General features: G+C 68.9%; 13 protein-coding genes and 2 pseudogenes. 12 read left to right on the top strand and 3 right to left on the bottom strand.

Going from position 1 to position 15256, the window contains the following annotated elements; all coding sequences use genetic code 11:
* Positions 1-49 precede the first annotated feature (49 nt).
* The 5 genes and pseudogenes from AC07AW_RS15465 to AC07AW_RS15445 form a co-directional block, all read left to right on the top strand.
* Complete coding sequence (locus tag AC07AW_RS15465; protein WP_478815933.1) at positions 50-1261, top strand: MalY/PatB family protein; 1212 nt, start codon at positions 50-52, stop codon at positions 1259-1261.
* A gap of 17 nt (positions 1262-1278) precedes the next feature.
* Complete coding sequence (locus tag AC07AW_RS15460) at positions 1279-1743, top strand: RidA family protein (protein ID WP_478815932.1); 465 nt, start codon at positions 1279-1281, stop codon at positions 1741-1743.
* A 125-nt stretch (positions 1744-1868) separates the two neighbouring features.
* Positions 1869-3332 carry an amino acid permease gene (locus tag AC07AW_RS15455; RefSeq protein ID WP_478815931.1) on the top strand — a complete coding sequence of 488 codons (1464 nt, stop codon included), beginning with the start codon at positions 1869-1871 and terminating at the stop codon, positions 3330-3332.
* 68 nt (positions 3333-3400) lie between these two features.
* Positions 3401-3619 (top strand): helix-turn-helix domain-containing protein, encoded by a 219-nt coding sequence (locus tag AC07AW_RS15450; protein WP_478816257.1) that lies wholly within the window; start codon positions 3401-3403, stop codon positions 3617-3619.
* 116 nt (positions 3620-3735) lie between these two features.
* Positions 3736-4027, top strand: a pseudogene (locus tag AC07AW_RS15445) (IS5/IS1182 family transposase); the annotation flags it as partial.
* A 440-nt stretch (positions 4028-4467) separates the two neighbouring features.
* Here the strand turns inward: AC07AW_RS15445 and AC07AW_RS15440 are convergent.
* On the bottom strand, positions 4468-4674 hold the full coding sequence (locus AC07AW_RS15440; RefSeq protein ID WP_478815930.1) for a hypothetical protein: 207 nt from the start codon (positions 4672-4674) through the stop codon (positions 4468-4470).
* A gap of 81 nt (positions 4675-4755) precedes the next feature.
* Between AC07AW_RS15440 and AC07AW_RS15435 the strand changes: the two are divergent.
* Positions 4756-5460 (top strand): annotated as a pseudogene (locus AC07AW_RS15435) (fibronectin type III-like domain-contianing protein); the annotation flags it as partial.
* A gap of 148 nt (positions 5461-5608) precedes the next feature.
* On the opposite strand, the gene AC07AW_RS15430 reads toward AC07AW_RS15435, so the two are convergent.
* Complete coding sequence (locus tag AC07AW_RS15430; protein ID WP_478815929.1) at positions 5609-7189, bottom strand: MFS transporter; 1581 nt, start codon at positions 7187-7189, stop codon at positions 5609-5611.
* A gap of 415 nt (positions 7190-7604) precedes the next feature.
* On the opposite strand from AC07AW_RS15430, the gene AC07AW_RS15425 reads away from it, so the two are divergent.
* Entirely contained in the window at positions 7605-8579 is a 975-nt protein-coding gene (locus AC07AW_RS15425) for an aldo/keto reductase (RefSeq protein WP_478815928.1), read from the top strand.
* A gap of 87 nt (positions 8580-8666) precedes the next feature.
* Positions 8667-9548 carry an aldo/keto reductase gene (locus AC07AW_RS15420; RefSeq protein WP_478815927.1) on the top strand — a complete coding sequence of 294 codons (882 nt, stop codon included), beginning with the start codon at positions 8667-8669 and terminating at the stop codon, positions 9546-9548.
* On the opposite strand, the gene AC07AW_RS15415 is transcribed toward AC07AW_RS15420, so the two are convergent.
* Positions 9535-10434: a helix-turn-helix transcriptional regulator gene (locus AC07AW_RS15415; RefSeq protein WP_478815926.1), complete on the bottom strand. Its 900-nt coding sequence runs from the start codon at positions 10432-10434 to the stop codon at positions 9535-9537. The genes AC07AW_RS15420 and AC07AW_RS15415 overlap by 14 nt on opposite strands.
* A 175-nt stretch (positions 10435-10609) precedes the next feature.
* Here AC07AW_RS15415 and AC07AW_RS15410 point away from each other — a divergent pair, with 175 nt between their 5' ends.
* The 4 genes from AC07AW_RS15410 to AC07AW_RS15395 all read left to right on the top strand — a co-directional run bounded on the left by AC07AW_RS15410 (position 10610) and on the right by AC07AW_RS15395 (position 15244).
* Positions 10610-12010, top strand: a complete 1401-nt coding sequence (locus AC07AW_RS15410; RefSeq protein ID WP_478815925.1) for an MFS transporter — start codon at positions 10610-10612, stop codon at positions 12008-12010.
* Positions 12011-12045: 35 nt separating this feature from the next.
* Positions 12046-12429 carry a DUF2255 family protein gene (locus AC07AW_RS15405; protein WP_478815924.1) on the top strand — a complete coding sequence of 128 codons (384 nt, stop codon included), beginning with the start codon at positions 12046-12048 and terminating at the stop codon, positions 12427-12429.
* Positions 12430-12506: 77 nt separating this feature from the next.
* On the top strand, positions 12507-13553 hold the full coding sequence (locus AC07AW_RS15400) for an NAD(P)-dependent alcohol dehydrogenase (protein WP_478815923.1): 1047 nt from the start codon (positions 12507-12509) through the stop codon (positions 13551-13553).
* Between the two features lie 104 nt (positions 13554-13657).
* Positions 13658-15244 carry a Na+/H+ antiporter gene (locus AC07AW_RS15395; RefSeq protein WP_478815922.1) on the top strand — a complete coding sequence of 529 codons (1587 nt, stop codon included), beginning with the start codon at positions 13658-13660 and terminating at the stop codon, positions 15242-15244.
* The last annotated feature ends 12 nt before the right edge of the window (positions 15245-15256 follow it).

The following is a 15256-nucleotide window of genomic DNA, read 5'->3' as shown; positions in this document are numbered from 1 at the left end:
GGGCAAAGTTCACGAACATTTTGCCCTCTTTCGTAGCTAGCATCCGGCCATGGCAATCGACACCACAGCGACGGGATCGGTCTTCGACACCGTCGTGGACCGCAAGAACTCCAACTCCATGAAGTGGGCCTACGCCCACCAGCTCCTCGCGGCCGACGAGGCCGCGGCCGATCCACTGCCGATGTGGGTCGCCGACACCGACTTCAAGGCTCCCCGGGCGGTACTCGACGCGCTCCACCAGGCCGTGGACCACGGCGTCTTCGGCTACCCCGGCGGCGCGACCGACAGCTACCTCGACGCGGTGACCGGCTGGCAGGCCAACCGGTTCGGCTGGGAGGTGCCGCGAGAGTGGGTGCTGCAGACCGCGGGCATCATCACCACCCTCAAGACCGCGGTGCAGGCGTTCTCCGCGCCGGGCGACTCGGTCCTGATCCAGCCGCCGGTCTACGCCCACTTCCACAACGACGTCCTGCTCAACGGCCGCCACCTCGCGTTCGCACCGCTGGAGCGGACCGACGACGGCTACCGCTTCGACGCCCGGACCTTCGAGGCCGCCATCAGGCCCGACACCAAGCTGTTCATCCTCAGCCACCCCCACAACCCCACCGGCAACGTCTGGACCGAGGATGAACTCATGGCCATGGGCGAGATCTGCGCCCGGCACGGCGTCCTGGTCATCTCCGACGAGATCCACCAGGACCTCATCCTCAACCCGGACAAGAAGCACATCCCGTTCGCCTCGCTCGGCCCGGAGTTCGCACGCAACAGCATCACCTGTACGGCGCCCAGCAAGACCTTCAACCTCCCTGGCCTACAGAGCGCCAACGTCTTCGTCCCCGACCCGAGGCTCCGCGAAGAACTGGCCCGCCAGTACGAGCGCAACCTCTTCCCCCTCGTCAACGTCCTGGGCATGGTCGCCGCCGAAGCCGCCTACGCGCACGGCGAGCCGTGGCTGGAGAAGCAGCTCGCCTACCTCCGCGGCAACCACACGCACTTCGCGCAGGCGGTCAACGGCGCCACTTCGAAGGTGAGGGTGCTGCCGGCCGACTCCCTCTACCTGGCGTGGATGGACTGCCGGGGCCTCGGGATGGACGCCGAGTCCCTGGACAAGTTCATGCTCACCAAGGCCCGCCTGTGGCTGGACAAGGGACAGAAGTTCGGGTCCGAGGGCCACGGCTACATGCGGGTGAACCTGGGCTGCCCCCGCTCCACGGTCGACGAAGCCGTACGGCGGCTGATCACGGCCGTCGAGGACCTGTGAGAAGGGGAGACCACGCCATGACATCCGCCATCGAGACCCGCCTGAAGGACCTCGGCGTACCCCTGCCGCAGCCGGCCCGGTCTGTCGCGAACTACCTGCCGTACACACTGTCCGGCAACCTGCTGCGCACCTCCGGCCAGCTGCCGCTGCTCGACGGAAACCTGGTCGCCACCGGGCTGCTCGGCCGGGACCTGGACGTCGCCACCGGACAGCTCGCCGCACGCTGGTGCGCGGCCAACGTCCTGGCCCAGGCCAAAGCCGCCCTGGGCGAACTCGACCGGATCGAACAGCTCCTGAAGATCACGGTGTTCGTCGCCGGCGTCCCCGCCTTCGCGGAGCACCACCTGGTCGCCAACGGGGCTTCCGACCTGTTCGTCGAGGCACTGGGCGAGCGAGGCAGGCACGCCCGCTCCGCCGTCGGCGTCGCCGCACTGCCGATGCGGGCCCCGGTCGAGATCGAGGCCGTCATCTCCCTCGCCTGACACGACCCGCGCGCCCGTGGCCTGGCCACGGGCGTCAGCCGCCGCAGTACGCCCACACGGCAATCCCGTACCTGGATGCGCCCCTTCGTCAGAGCAACACCCCCTTCGTTCAAGGGAGTAGTGACATGACCGCAGGCACCGCGAAGGACTACGAGAGAGAAGATCTCAAGCGGGATCTCAAGAGTCGGCACATCCAGATGATCGCCATCGGCGGCGCCATCGGAACCGGCCTGTTCTACGGCTCCGGGTGGGCGGTCGCGACCGCCGGCCCCTCCATCATCGCGACGTACGCCGTCGCCTCCGTGGCGATCTACTTCATCATGCGGGCCCTGGGCGAGATGTCGGTCGAAGAACCGGTGTCCGGCGCCTACATCTCCTACGCGAACCGCTACATCCACCGATTCGCCGGCTTCCTCAACGGGTGGAACGCGTTCATCTTCCTCCTCGCCACCACCGCGGCGGAGCTCAACGTACTGGGCCACTACGTCCAGTACTGGTTCCCCCACGTGCCGATCTGGGCGACCGCAGCAGTAGCGGTCGCGGTGATGTTCACCGTCAACGTGATCGGGGTGAAGTTCTACGGCGAAGCGGAGTTCTGGTTCGCCATCGTCAAGGTGGCGGCGATCGTCGCCCTGATCGTCTTCGGCTTCGCCATGATCTTCTTCGGAGTCGGCAACGGCGGTGAGGCCGTCGGCTTCGGCAATCTCCACGATCACGGCGGCTTCTTCCCCAACGGAGTCAGCGCCGCCTTCCTCGCCATCGTCATGGTCGCCTTCTCCTTCGGCGGCGTGGAGAACCTGGGCATCGCCGCGGGGGAGGCAAAAAACGTCGGCACAACGATGCCCAAGGCCGTCAACGCGACCTTCTGGCGACTCATGATCTTCTACGTCGGCGCCATCACCGTGCTCGTCACCCTCTTCCCGTGGACCTCGCTGACTGGGTCGGGAAGCCCCTTCGTGACGGTGTTCACCAGGATCGGGATTCCGGCCGCGGCGACGGTCATGAACGTCGTCGTCATCACCGCCGTCCTGTCAGCGGTGAACTCAGCCGTCTTCACCAACAGCCGCACCTTCTACAACCTGTCCCTCCAGGGCAACGCGCCGAAGTTCCTCTCCACCGTCAACAACCGGAACGTGCCGTCCAGGGCGGTCATGGCGGTCTTCGTGACGATGGCCGCCGGAGTACTGCTCAACATCCTGATGCCCGATCAGGTCTTCACGGTCTTCTCCTCCGTCACCGTCTTCGGCCTGATATGCGCCTGGGGATCGATCCTGATCAGCCACCTCAGGTTCCGGAAGGCCAAGAGGCGCAACGGCCAGGAGGACCAGATCCGCTACAAGATGCCGCTCCACCCCTACAGCAACTACCTCGCCCTGGCGTTCGTCGCCGCGGTCCTGGTCTGCATCGCCCTCCTGCCTGAGACCCGCATATCACTGCTCGTCTCAGGCGCCTGGGTCCTGGTGGTGTTCGCCGCCTACACCTTCTACACCAGGACCCAGAAGCGGCGTTCCGATGCAGACTCCCCAGTGCGGCAGCCGAACGGCCCCGGAGAGGCCGACCCGCTCAGCCACACCGTCCCTGGCGTGTAGCGACCGGATGCGGGGGCCCCGCGCCGGCTTCGGACCTCGTAACTGGAGCCGGCGCGGGGCCGAAGGGGCTGCCACCCAGCTCCCAGCCCCCGGCGAGCCCACTGCACCCCGTCGGACGCCACCCGCAGATCGCCCTTACCCACGAACAACTCGCCGCCCTCACCGGCACCTCCCGCGAGACCTGCACCAAGGCGCTACGTGAATACGCCGACCACGGCCTCCTCCGCCTCCCCTGCGGACGCATCACCGTCCTCGAACCCGGACGGCTCCAAGACGCCGCCGCCTGAACCCGCCCGAGCCGCCGCAGTGGCGCTCGGCACTCGAGAGGATGGAATGGCGCGCCGGCTACCCAGATCACGGACATGTCCACTATGTTCAACCGCAGGTGAACGTCACCGTGAACATTCTCACGGCTGGAAACTCGACTGTTTTCGACACCGTTCTGGAGAAGCTGCGGGTGTCTCGGGTCGGCGCCGGACGGCCCCGCCGCAGGCCTGGCGCGGACAGACCCACCAGCGTTCGACCACGAGCTCTACAAGGCCCACGACGTGATCGAGCCCTGCTTCGGCCGCCTGAAACAGTTCCGTGCGATCGCCACCCGCTTCGACGAACTCGCCGCCCGACACACGGCCGCTATCAGCCTCGCCGCATTCATCCCCTGGCTCCGCGAGCGCCTCCAATTTCCTTTGCCAGAATGCGGCCCGAACACCGACGGATGCTCAGGGGCGACGATAGAACAGGTACAGCTTGTCCCTGAAGGTCGCCAAGGCGGGGTCACTGCCCACCGCACCTCCGCCGGGAAGCGGCACTTCGGACCGCGACCGCATCCTGTAACACGCCGTCAAGTCGACATGCTCCTCTTCGCCCAGTTCATCCCACCCATATCCCAATCCCGACCAGCAGTTCCGGGCCATACACGGACCGGCTTGCGGCTCAGCCCTTGAGGCTGCTGTCCGCCGGGGCCCGCGGCGAGGAGTCCGGTTACGTCCTGGGGCTGCGGGCGTGTAGGACGTAGGCCGACGGTGAGTTCCGCCAGACGGTGCGACCGGGCACGACTTCTTCGATGGTCAGTAAGCGACCCACGCCGCTCTGACGGTCAGCGCGCGCCGCGCTTCGGCCCCCGGCGTCCCGGGGATCAGCGGTTGATCAGCAGGGCCGCACCGATGTCGGCGAGCCGGTCGGCGACGTCGGGTCGGGCGGCGAGCCGGCCGGTGCGGGCGACATTGTCAATCACGGTGAATGCGGCGCGGACCCGGAGCTTGGACTCCATGGGGTCCAAGCCGGGCACGGCCTGGACGAGGATCTTCTGCCAGAGGTCGAGATAGTCGCGCTGCGCCTGCACACTCTGCTTGCGGGCTCCTCGGGCAGCTGGTCCAGCTCACTGATCAGCAGTCCGATGAGGTGGCTGTTCTCGAGCGCGAAGGCCGGGCGCCCCTACGCTCTCGGCCGCGCCATGGACGAATCGGCTGCCATCATCCAGGCCTTCTTCCCTGGGGAGGAAGGAACGGCCGCAATCGCCTCCGTACTCAGCGGACGGACCGACCCCAGCGGACGGCTGCCCGTGAGCGTCCCCCGACACCCTGGCGCCCAGCCGTCCACCTACCTCGCTGCTCGCCTCGGTCACGCCAGCGACGTATCGACCATCGATCCGACCCCTGCGTTCGGCTTCGGGCACGGACTGACTTACACCACCTTCACTTGGAGCGACCTCGCCGTCGACCAAGCCGAGGCGACCACGAACGGCGAGTTCCGGCTCTCCCTCACCGTCCGGAACACCGGCGGGCGCACGGGCAGCGAACTGGTGCAGCTCTATCTGCACGACCCTGTCGCATCGGTGGTCCAGCCCGTGCAGAGGCTCATCGGCTACTACCGCCTCGACCTGGCCGCCGGCGAAAAGACGCGGGTCGCGGTGACCGTTCCCCCGGACCTCGCGTCGTTCACCGGGCGGGACGGGACACGCAGGGTCGAACCGGGAGAGCTCGAACTGAGGCTCAGCTCATCGAGTACCGAGCCCCGGCTGACGGCGCGGGTGGCTCTCACCGGCCCGGTGCGGCTGCTGGACCATCATCGGCGCCTGCACGCCGACTTCACGGAGATCCCCTACTCCGTGCAGAGTGATCTGGGATGAGAGCCAGTTCGATCACCCCGGCCCGGCGGTCCCGCATGCGCACCGGCACCTTCCCGACAGAAGCGAGGGATTCCGGGCCGCGCAACCGGGGTCGCGGGCTTCGCAGATGCCCGCGTGCGCGTGCGCATACAGCGGGTACGGCCGCCCCTTAAAAGCAGGGAGGCCGTACCCGTTGTGGTTCAGCTGTACCGTGATCACGCCCAGCGGCCAGCCGCGCTGGTCGGTGGATCATGATCGGAGCGTCCGCTTCCACGGCGTCCCGCGCGTCGTTGCCCGCCGCCACCTGCGAGGGGCTGCTGGGCTTGCCGGCGTTGACGAGGGCCGCCGCGATCACGAACGCAAGGGCGAGGAAGGCCGTTGCCCACCAGAAGGCGGTGGTGTAGCCGTGGGTCATGCTCGCGAGGGCCACCGCTTCCCGCCCGCCGGTGAGGTGGCCGGCCGCGTACGCGGCCGTGGCGGAGGCCGCGACCGTGTTCAGCAGGGCGGCGCCCACCGCGCCACCGATCTGCTGCGAGGCGTTGACGGTGGCCGAGGCCACGCCCGCGTCCGTGGGCTCGACGCCGTGGGTGCCCATCTGAATGGACGTCATGATGGCCGTGCCCAGTCCGAAGCCGAGCAGGATCAGCGCGGGCAGTACGTGGGTGGCGTAGCCACTGTCGGTGTCGAGCAGGGCGAGCAGCACCATGCCGACGGTGGCGGCGATCAGGCCGGGCAGGATCAGCGTGCGGGGCCGTACGTACGGCAGCAGGCGTGCGGAGATCTGCGTCGAGCTGACCATCAGGCCGACGAGCATAGGGAAGATGGCGAAGCCGGTCAGCATCGGCGAGTAGCCCTTGACGGACTGCAGGAAGTACGTCAGGAACAGGAAGACGCTGAGCATCGCGCTACCGGCGAGGGCGACGACGAGGTAGGCGCCGGCGCGGTTGCGTTCGGTGACGACTCGGAGGGGGAGCAGAGGAGCCTGCTTCTTCGCCTGGACCAGGACGAACACGGCGAGCAGCACGGCCGCGGCGACGAACATGCCGACCGTGACGGAGTCCGACCAGCCAGCGGTCTCGGCGTGGCTGAAGCCGTACACGAGGGCGATCAGGCCGGTGGTGGCCAGGATCGTGCCGGGGATGTCGAGTCGGGCGCTGTTGCGGGACTCGGCCGGCTCGCGGATGGTGGCCGCGCCGCCTATGGCGCCGACGACGGCGAAGGGGACGATGACGAAGAACGTCCAGCGCCAGTTCATGTACTCGGTGAGCACGCCGCCGAGCAGCAGACCGACGCCGCCGCCGGCACCGGCGATGGCGGCGAAGATGCCGAACGCCTTGGCGCGTTCCTTGGCGTCGGTGAACATCACCGTGAGCAGGGACATCGCGGAGGGAGCGAGCAGAGCGGCGAACAGACCCTGCAGGGCCCGGCCGGCGAACAGCATCGTCTCGTTGACGGCGGCGCCACCGAGTACAGAGGCCACCGCGAAGCCGGCCAGACCGATGACGAACGTCGGCTTGCGGCCCCACAGGTCGGCGAGACGACCGCACAAGAGCAGCAGGCCGCCGAAGGCAAGGGCGTAGGCGGTGATCACCCAGTGCCGGTTGGCGACGGATATGCCCAGGTCGTCCTGAAGTGAGGGCAGCGCGATGTTGGTGATGGTCACATCCAGGACCACCAGCAGCTGCGCGAGCGAGATGAAGATCAGAGCCTTCCACCGACGTGGATCGGGCAGGCTGACAGGGAGTGACATGGTGGGGAGACCTTGGTTCTCTCATGGGGACGGCAGGCGCCTTCCGACGCCTCGACCGCGCCGGTGACGACCCTGAATTCCGTGGGCGGCCGGAGGCGGTTACGTCAACGACCCTCGCACCTGCTTCGAGCGGGGTGAAGAGAAGAGATCTTCCCGGGAGTGAGGGTCCAGGGAGGGCTGTGCAGGGGTGCGGCACACCCCCTCACGGCTGACACTGCTCCACTGTGGACAGGCCGTGACCTGCACGAAAGGCGGCTGAGGGGCCCTGCCACACCCCTGAACGACGCTCCCTGGCACAGCGCGGCCTGCCGCTGGAGGCCAACGTGCCCGGACAGTGGAGATGGCGGAACTCGCGGATTCCGGCACTCGGCCTTCTTCCCGCTCCCGCCTCCCCCTCCCGAATGGAGTCACCACCATGCAGCACATCAAGCTCGGCGAGCTGGACGTCTCCCGCATCGGTCTGGGCGCGATGCCCATGAACGCGTTCTACACCGGCAAGGACACCGATGAAGCGGAGGGCATCCGCACCATCCATCGGGCGATCGACCTGGGTATCACCCACATCGACACCGCCGAGGTGTACGGGCCCTTCACCAACGAGGAGCTGGTCGGCAAGGCGCTCCGGGGCCGCCGCGACCAGGTGGTGCTTGCGTCGAAGTTCGGCTTCGTCTCGCACACCGGCCGAGAGGACGGCCTCGACAGCAGCCCCGCCAGCATCCGTGTCGCCGTCGAGGGCTCTCTGAAGCGGCTGGGCACGGACTACATCGACCTGTACTACCAGCACCGCGTCGACCCGCGGACCCCGATCGAGGAGACCGTGGGCGCGCTGGCCGAGCTGGTGGCCGAAGGCAAGATCCGGTACATCGGCCTGTCGGAGGCCGCGCCGGCCACGATCCGCAGGGCGCACGCCGTCCACCCGATCACCGCTCTCCAGACGGAGTACTCGCTGTGGTCGCGCGACCCCGAGGCCGAGATCCTTCCGACGACCCGGGAACTGGGCATCGGATTCGTGCCCTGGTCGCCGCTCGGCCATGGCTTCCTGACCGGCGCGATCCGCTCGACCGACTGGTTCGACGACGACGACTTCCGCAAGAACAACCCCCGCTTCCTGCCGGGCAACTTCGAGCAGAACCTCCGCATCGCCGACGAGGTCAAGGCCGTCGCCGACGAGGCCGGCGCCAGCCCGGCTCAGGTGGCCCTGGCCTGGCTGATGGCCCAGGGCGACGACATCGCCCCGATCCCCGGCACCAAGCGGGTCGTCCACCTGGAGGACAATGCGGCCGCCGACGCCGTCGAGCTGACCTCGGAACAGATCGAGAAGCTGAACAGCCTCACCCCGGCTACCGGAGAGCGCCTCGACGAGGCGGCCATGCAGCTGTCCAACCGCTGACCCCGAGGCCGTGCCAGGGGCCGACCACGCCGCGCTGATGGTCGGCCCCCGGCATTCAGTCATCCCCAGCGCACCTGAGGAATCCCCATGAGCACTCCCCTGCTGAAGCTCAACAACGGTGTCGAGATACCCTCCCTCGGGCTCGGCGTCTACCAGAGCAGTCCTGAGGAGACTGTCCCCGCTGTCGCGACCGCTCTCGAGTCCGGCTACCGCCTCATCGACACGGCCGCCGCCTACGGCAATGAGAAGGAGGTGGGCGAGGGTATCCGTCGCTCCGGCATCGACCGCGCGGACGTCTTCGTGACGACCAAGCTGTGGCTCACCGATTACGGCTACGACTCCGCCCTGCGCGCCTTCGACACCAGCCTCGCCAACCTGGGCCTGGAGTACCTCGATCTGTACCTGCTGCACCAGCCGGTCCCGCTGGAGCCGGAACCGTGGGTCGCCGCGTACAGGGCTGCCGAGAAGCTGCTCGCCGACGGCCGAGTGCGGGCGATCGGGGTCTCCAACCACACGCCCGGACTGCTGCGCACGCTGATGGACCGTACGGACGTCGTTCCGGCGGTCAACCAGGTCGAGCTGCATCCGTACTTCGTCCAGCGCGAGCTGCGGGCGATGCACCAGGAGTTCGGCATCGTCACCGAGTCCTGGTCGCCGATCGGCGGGATCACCCGCTACTGGCCGCACGCCCCGAACGGCGGCCGGAGCACTCTGGAGGAGCCGCTGGTCGTCGAACTCGCCGCGAAGTACGGCAGGACGCCCGCCCAGATCGTGCTGCGCTGGCACATCGAGCACGGCCTGTGCGCGATCCCCAAGTCGGTCACGCCCCATCGCATCAAGGAGAACCTCGGCGTCTTCGACTTCTCCCTGACCCCGGAGGAGGTCGCTGCCGTCGACGCGCTCGACACGGGGCTCCGCAGCGGGCCCGACCCCGAGAGCCTGCGCCTGGATTCGTTCAGTCGCCGCTGAGCCGGCCACTGACCGTTGTGTCCTGAGGGCTCGTCATGTCCAGGAGAACCAGCTTGTCGTGGTCGGTGGTGCCCGGTTCGGCGTAGTAGGCGATGAAGCGCTGGCCCGGAGTGCCCTCGATCTGCATGGACTGGTAGCCCGGGGTGATGTCACCGACCTCCGGGTGGTGGAAGGTCTTGCTGCCGTGGGTGTGCCAGCGCACGTCGTACCGCTCCCACAGATCGGTGAACTCCGGGCTCTTGGCATGGAGTTCACCGACCAGCCGAGTCAGGTCCGGGGCCTCGGGACGGATGCCGGCCAAGGCGCGCAGGCGGCCCACGCAGGCGCGGATCTGGTCGTCCCAGTCGTCGAAGAGGTCACGGGCCTGCGGGTGGAGGAAGACGTAACGCACCACGTTGCGCCCGTCCTCGGGCCAGTCGGCCATGCCCGCGAACAGCCGCAGCCCGCTCGGGTTGCAGGCGATGACGTCCATCGTCCGGCTGACCACGTACGCGGGGCAGGGACGCAGGTTGTCCAGCAACAGCTGCACCCCGGGTCGGACGGTTTCGTCGAGCTCGCCCGGGGGTTGCGGCACGAGGCTGCGGCCGGCACGGGCGACGAGCTCGCGCAGGTGCGCGTACTCCGCCTCGTCCAGCATCAGGGCCCGGGCCAGGGCGTCGACCACGGACGCGCTGGGGTTCGTCTCCTTGCCGCGCTCCAGGCGGGTGTAGTAGTCGATGCTGACGCCGGCGAGGGTGGCCAGTTCCTCCCGGCGCAGTCCTGGCGTGCGCCGCAGGCCGGAGCCGACCGGCAGCCCCGCCGCCTCAGGTGTCACACGAGCCCGGTGGGCGCGCAGGAAGCGCCCCAGTTCCGTGCCGCTACTGCCGCCCTGCTGCTCACGTGCCATGACTCCAGTGTGACAGGCTCCCTGCCTTACGTCTCTGACCAGCACGAATGCAGCATAGGGGTCCTGTCACACCCCGGAACACCGCTCCCTGGCACAGCCCGCCCTGCCACGCGAGGCTCGCGGCGAGCAGGCTGGATGTCGCTGGGAACCCCCCCCCATCCGCAGGAGAGAAACCGTGTCCAGTCCCCTCGCCTCCACCCGGCGCACAGCCGGCCTGGACATGGACCGCGCAGGCGGTACCGGTGCCCGCTGGGCACTGGCGGCCGCGCTGCTCGGCTTCTTCGTGATGACGCTCGACGCCCTGATCGTCAACGTCGCGCTCCCCGAGATCGGCCGCGGCTTCGACACGGGCATCACCGGTCTGCAGTGGGTGGTGGACGGCTACACCCTGATGTTCGCCGCGCTGCTTCTGTCCGCCGGGTCGATCGCCGACCGCATCGGAGCCCGGCAGGCGTTCGGCAGCGGGCTGGCCCTGTTCACCGCGGCCTCGGTGATCTGTGGTCTCGCCCCGAACCTGGGCGTGCTCGTCGGGGCGCGTCTGGTGCAGGGCGCGGGTGCCGCGGTGATCGTGCCGGCCTCGCTGGCGCTGATCCGCGAGGCGTTCCCGGACTCCGCCCAGCGGGCGCGGGCGATCTCGCTGTGGGCGCTGGGCGGCTCGGTGGGCTCGGCCGCCGGTCCTGTGGCCGGTGGCGTTCTGAGCCTGGTCAGCTGGCGGATGATCTTCTTCGTCAACCTGCCGGTGGGTCTCCTCGCGCTGTATCTGCTCACTCGGGCGCCCCGCTCCCCGCGACGCGCGGACACTCCGTTCGACTGGACCGGGCAGATCGCCGCCGTGGCCGCCATGGGCGGTCTGACGTTCGCGGCGATCGAGGCCGGCGCCCTCGGCCTCACGGCCCCTCGGGTCCTGCTCGCGCTGGCCGTCGCCGTGATCGCGGGCACGGTGTTCGTGGCCGCCCAGGCACGCGGCCGGCATCCGATGGTGCCGCTGTCACTGCTGCGCGAGCGCACGATGGCGGTCTCCGCGTCGGTCGGCTTCGCCCTGAACGTCGGTTTCTACGGCATGATCTTCCTCCTCAGCCTCTACCTCCAGCAGGAGCACGGGCTGTCACCGCTGGCCACCGGACTCGCGTTCCTGCCGATGACCCTGCTGACTGCCGTCGCCAGCCCCACGGCCGCCTGGTGCGCCCAGAGGTTCGGCCCGCGCATGCCCATCATCACCGGGCAGCTCGCCATGGCCGCCGGCCTCGTACTTCTGTGCATCCCGCACGCATCGGCACCCGCCTGGCTGATCGTGCTGCTGATGGTCCCGGTCGGGACCGGCGGGGCCCTCGCCGTCCCGGCGCTCACCTCGCTGCTGCTCGACCGCGTGCCGGCCGAGCGGGCGGGCACCGCCAGCGGCGTCCTGAACACCTCACGCCAGGTCGGCGGGGCCCTCGCCGTAGCCATCTTCGGTGCCCTGGTGGCCCAGCACACCACCTTCCTCCACGGGCTGCGCACCAGCCTCCTGACCGCGGCCCTCCTGGTCCTGCTCACCGCCGCCGCGAGCCTGCTGCTCAGGCCCGCCCCACAGCGCTGACCGACCGCACAGCACCCCTGCAAGGAGCACCACCCATGACCACCACGACCACCTGGACGGACGACGAGCTCGACACCATCGAGCACGCCGAGGAACTCGACGTCGCCTCCCTGCGCCGCGACGGTGCACTGAGCAGCCCGCGGACCATCTGGGTCGTCCTCGTCGATGACGACATCTACGTCCGTTCCGTGTACGGCCCCGGATCCGACTGGTACCGCGGCACCCGCGCCCTCCAAGAGGGACACGTCGAGGCCGACGGCGTGACCAAGGACGTCACCTTCGTCGACGCCGACGAGGAGATCAACGACGCCGTCGACGGCGCCTATCGCGCCAAGTACGGGCACTACGCCGCGTACATCGTCCAGGCCATCACCAGCGAAGAGGCGAGCTCGACGACCATGCGACTCGATCCCCGCTGACCCCACCTCTGCTCTCCCAGACCATGGCGGCCAGCCACCGGCCGCCAGCCATCCCCCACACGATCACCAGGAGTACGGTGCTCACCGCACGCGCCTACGCAGCCACATCCGCGACCGAACCGCTCTCACCGATGACGATCGAGCGCCGCGAGGTCGGCCCGCGTGACGTCCTCATCGACATCAAGTACTGCGGCATCTGCCACTCCGACATCCACCACGCCCGCAGCGAGTGGGCCGACCAGACCTACCCCGTCGTGCCCGGCCACGAGATCGCCGGCGTCGTCGCCGAGGTCGGCTCCGAAGTCACCAAGTACGCCGTCGGCGACAAGGTCGGAGTCGGGTGCCTGGTCGACTCCTGCCGCGAGTGTGACTACTGCAAGGCCGGCCGTGAGCAGTACTGCGTCCAGGGCGGCGGCACCCTCACTTTCGGCTCCGTCGACAAGTACGGCCAGTTCACCCAGGGCGGCTACTCCACCGGCGTCACCGTGGACGAGGGCTTCGTCCTCAGGCTGCCGGAGAGCATCGACCTGGCGAGCGCCGCCCCGCTGCTGTGCGCGGGCATCACCACGTACTCGCCACTCAAGCGCTTCGGCGCGGGCCCCGGCAAAAAGGTCGCCGTCATCGGCTTCGGCGGTCTCGGTCACATGGCCGTCAAGTTCGCCCACGCCATGGGCGCCGAAGTCACCGTGCTGTCGCAGTCACTGAAGAAGCAGGAGGACGGCAGGAAGCTCGGAGCCGACCACTACCACGCCACCAGCGACCCCGAGACATTCGAGAAGCTGGCCGACACCTTCGACCTGATCATCAACACGGTAAGCGCCAAACTCGATCTGGACGCCTTCCTCGGCCTGCTGGCGGTCGACGGCGCCCTGGTCAACGTCGGAGCCCCGGCCGAGCCACTGTCCGTCAACGTCTTCTCGCTCCTCATGAAGGGCCGCGCGTTCGCCGGCTCGCTCATCGGTGGCCTGCCGGAGACCCAGGAGATGCTCGACTTCGCCGGCGAACACGGCGTCGGCGCAGAGGTAGAGGTCATCCCGGCTGAGAAGATCAACGAGGCATACGACCGCGTCCTCGCCTCTGACGTGCGCTACCGATTCGTCATCGACACCACGACGCTGGCCTGACCAGGCCCGTTCCTGAAAGCACCCCGTACGGGGGCGTCTCCCCCATGACACCCCCGTACGGGGCACCAGTACCAGTTGATTCCAGACCCGACGGGAGACTCCACATGCTCGGCCTTGAACTCGTCGTGGTCCTCGGCCTGGCTCTCCTCCTCGGGGAGGGCATCGGACACCGCCTGAGGGTGGCACCGCCCGTACTGCTGCTCGTCATCGGTGCGCTGCTGGGCTTCATCCCCGCACTCCGGGCGGTCCACCTGCCGCCGGAGGCCATGCTGCTGCTGTTCCTCCCCGCGCTGCTGTACTGGGAGAGCCTGAACACCTCGCTGCGGGAGATCCGCCGCGACCTGCGCGGCATCATTCTGCTGAGCACGACCCTGGTGATCGCCACCGCCGGAGCGGTCGCCGTCGTGGCCCACGCATTGGGGCTCGGCTGGGGCCCGGCCTGGGTGCTTGGCGCGGCCGTCGCCCCGACCGACGCCACCGCCGTCGGCGTCCTCGCCAAGGCACTCCCGCGCCGCAATGTCACGCTGCTGCGCGCCGAGAGCCTCATCAATGACGGCACCGCCCTGGTCATCTACGGTCTCGCCGTGGGCATCACGGTCGGCGAGGAGCACTTCACCGTCCCGCACGTCAGCTGGTTGTTCCTGGTCTCGTACGTCGGCGGCGCCGCGGCCGGCGCGCTCACGGCATGGCTCGGCATCCGCATCCGTCGCGTGTTCGGCAACCCCCTGCTGGGGAACGTGGCCGCGCTCATGACGCCCTTCACGGCGTTCCTCCTCGCCGAACTGATCCACGCCTCCGGCGTGCTCGCCGTCGTGGTGGCCGGGCTGATCATGAGTCAGGCAGGGCCTCGCCTGGTCGGAGCGGCGACCCGACGCCAGGGCGAGGAATTCTGGTCGCTGGCCACGTTCGTACTCAACGGAGCCCTCTTCGTCCTCGTCGGCCTGGAGGCGCAGTCGGCCGCGCGAGACCTGAACGGCACTGACCTCACCCACGCGCTGATCGCGGTCGGAGCGATCTCCGCGGTGGTCGTCGCGGCGCGCTTCGTCTTCCTCTTCGCCGTCGTGTACCTGATCCGCCTGGTGGACCGCCGCCCGCAGCAGCGGCTGCGCCGGATGGACTACCGCGCCCGTGTGGTCAGCGCCCTGTCCGGCTTCCGTGGGGCCGTATCGCTGGCGGTCGCCCTGTCCGTACCGACCATGCTGGACTCGGGCGCGCCCTTCCCGGACCGCGACACGATCATCTTCGTCACCTCGGGGGTCATCGTCGTGACCCTCGTCGTACAGGGTCTGCTCCTGCCGCGCGTGGTCCGCTGGGCACGTATGCCCCACGACACCTCGGTGGAGGAGGAGCGCCTCCTCGCCGAGACGACGGCCACCGAAGAAGCCCTCGACGCGCTTCCGCGGGTCGCCGCCGATCTCGGCACCGACCCGGCGGTCGTGGACCGCCTGCGCCAGGAGTACGAGATCCGCCTGCAGTTCCTGCGGGCGAGCGGCGGCGAGGCCGACGACGAGGACGTGCTGCGCCATGACCAGCACTACACGGCGCTGCGTCTGGAGCTCCTGGCCCGCAAGCGGGCCACGGTGGTGCGGCTGCGCGACGAGCACGCGATCGACGACACCGTTCTGCGTCAGGTGCAGCGGCGCCTCGACATCGAAGAGGTCCGCCTGTCCCGTCGCCAGCCGGCCGAGTAACTCCATCGGCTC

The organism is Streptomyces sp. NPDC044003 (assembly GCF_056435185.1).
Note: the sequence above shows the minus strand (reverse complement) of the source record. Positions and strands in the feature narration are given on the sequence as shown.

Bases quoted from the DNA above. Each gene is read 5' to 3' on its own strand.
- AC07AW_RS15395 (WP_478815922.1), top strand. From the start codon at position 13,658: ATGCTCGGCCTTGAACTCGTCGTGGTCCTCGGCCTGGCTCTCCTCCTC.
- AC07AW_RS15405 (WP_478815924.1), top strand. From the start codon at position 12,046: ATGACCACCACGACCACCTGGACGGACGACGAGCTCGACACCATCGAG.
- AC07AW_RS15460 (WP_478815932.1), top strand. From the start codon at position 1,279: ATGACATCCGCCATCGAGACCCGCCTGAAGGACCTCGGCGTACCCCTG.
- AC07AW_RS15465 (WP_478815933.1), top strand. From the start codon at position 50: ATGGCAATCGACACCACAGCGACGGGATCGGTCTTCGACACCGTCGTG.
- AC07AW_RS15455 (WP_478815931.1), top strand. From the start codon at position 1,869: ATGACCGCAGGCACCGCGAAGGACTACGAGAGAGAAGATCTCAAGCGG.
- AC07AW_RS15430 (WP_478815929.1), bottom strand. From the start codon at position 7,189: ATGTCACTCCCTGTCAGCCTGCCCGATCCACGTCGGTGGAAGGCTCTG.
- AC07AW_RS15425 (WP_478815928.1), top strand. From the start codon at position 7,605: ATGCAGCACATCAAGCTCGGCGAGCTGGACGTCTCCCGCATCGGTCTG.
- AC07AW_RS15420 (WP_478815927.1), top strand. From the start codon at position 8,667: ATGAGCACTCCCCTGCTGAAGCTCAACAACGGTGTCGAGATACCCTCC.
- AC07AW_RS15415 (WP_478815926.1), bottom strand. From the start codon at position 10,434: ATGGCACGTGAGCAGCAGGGCGGCAGTAGCGGCACGGAACTGGGGCGC.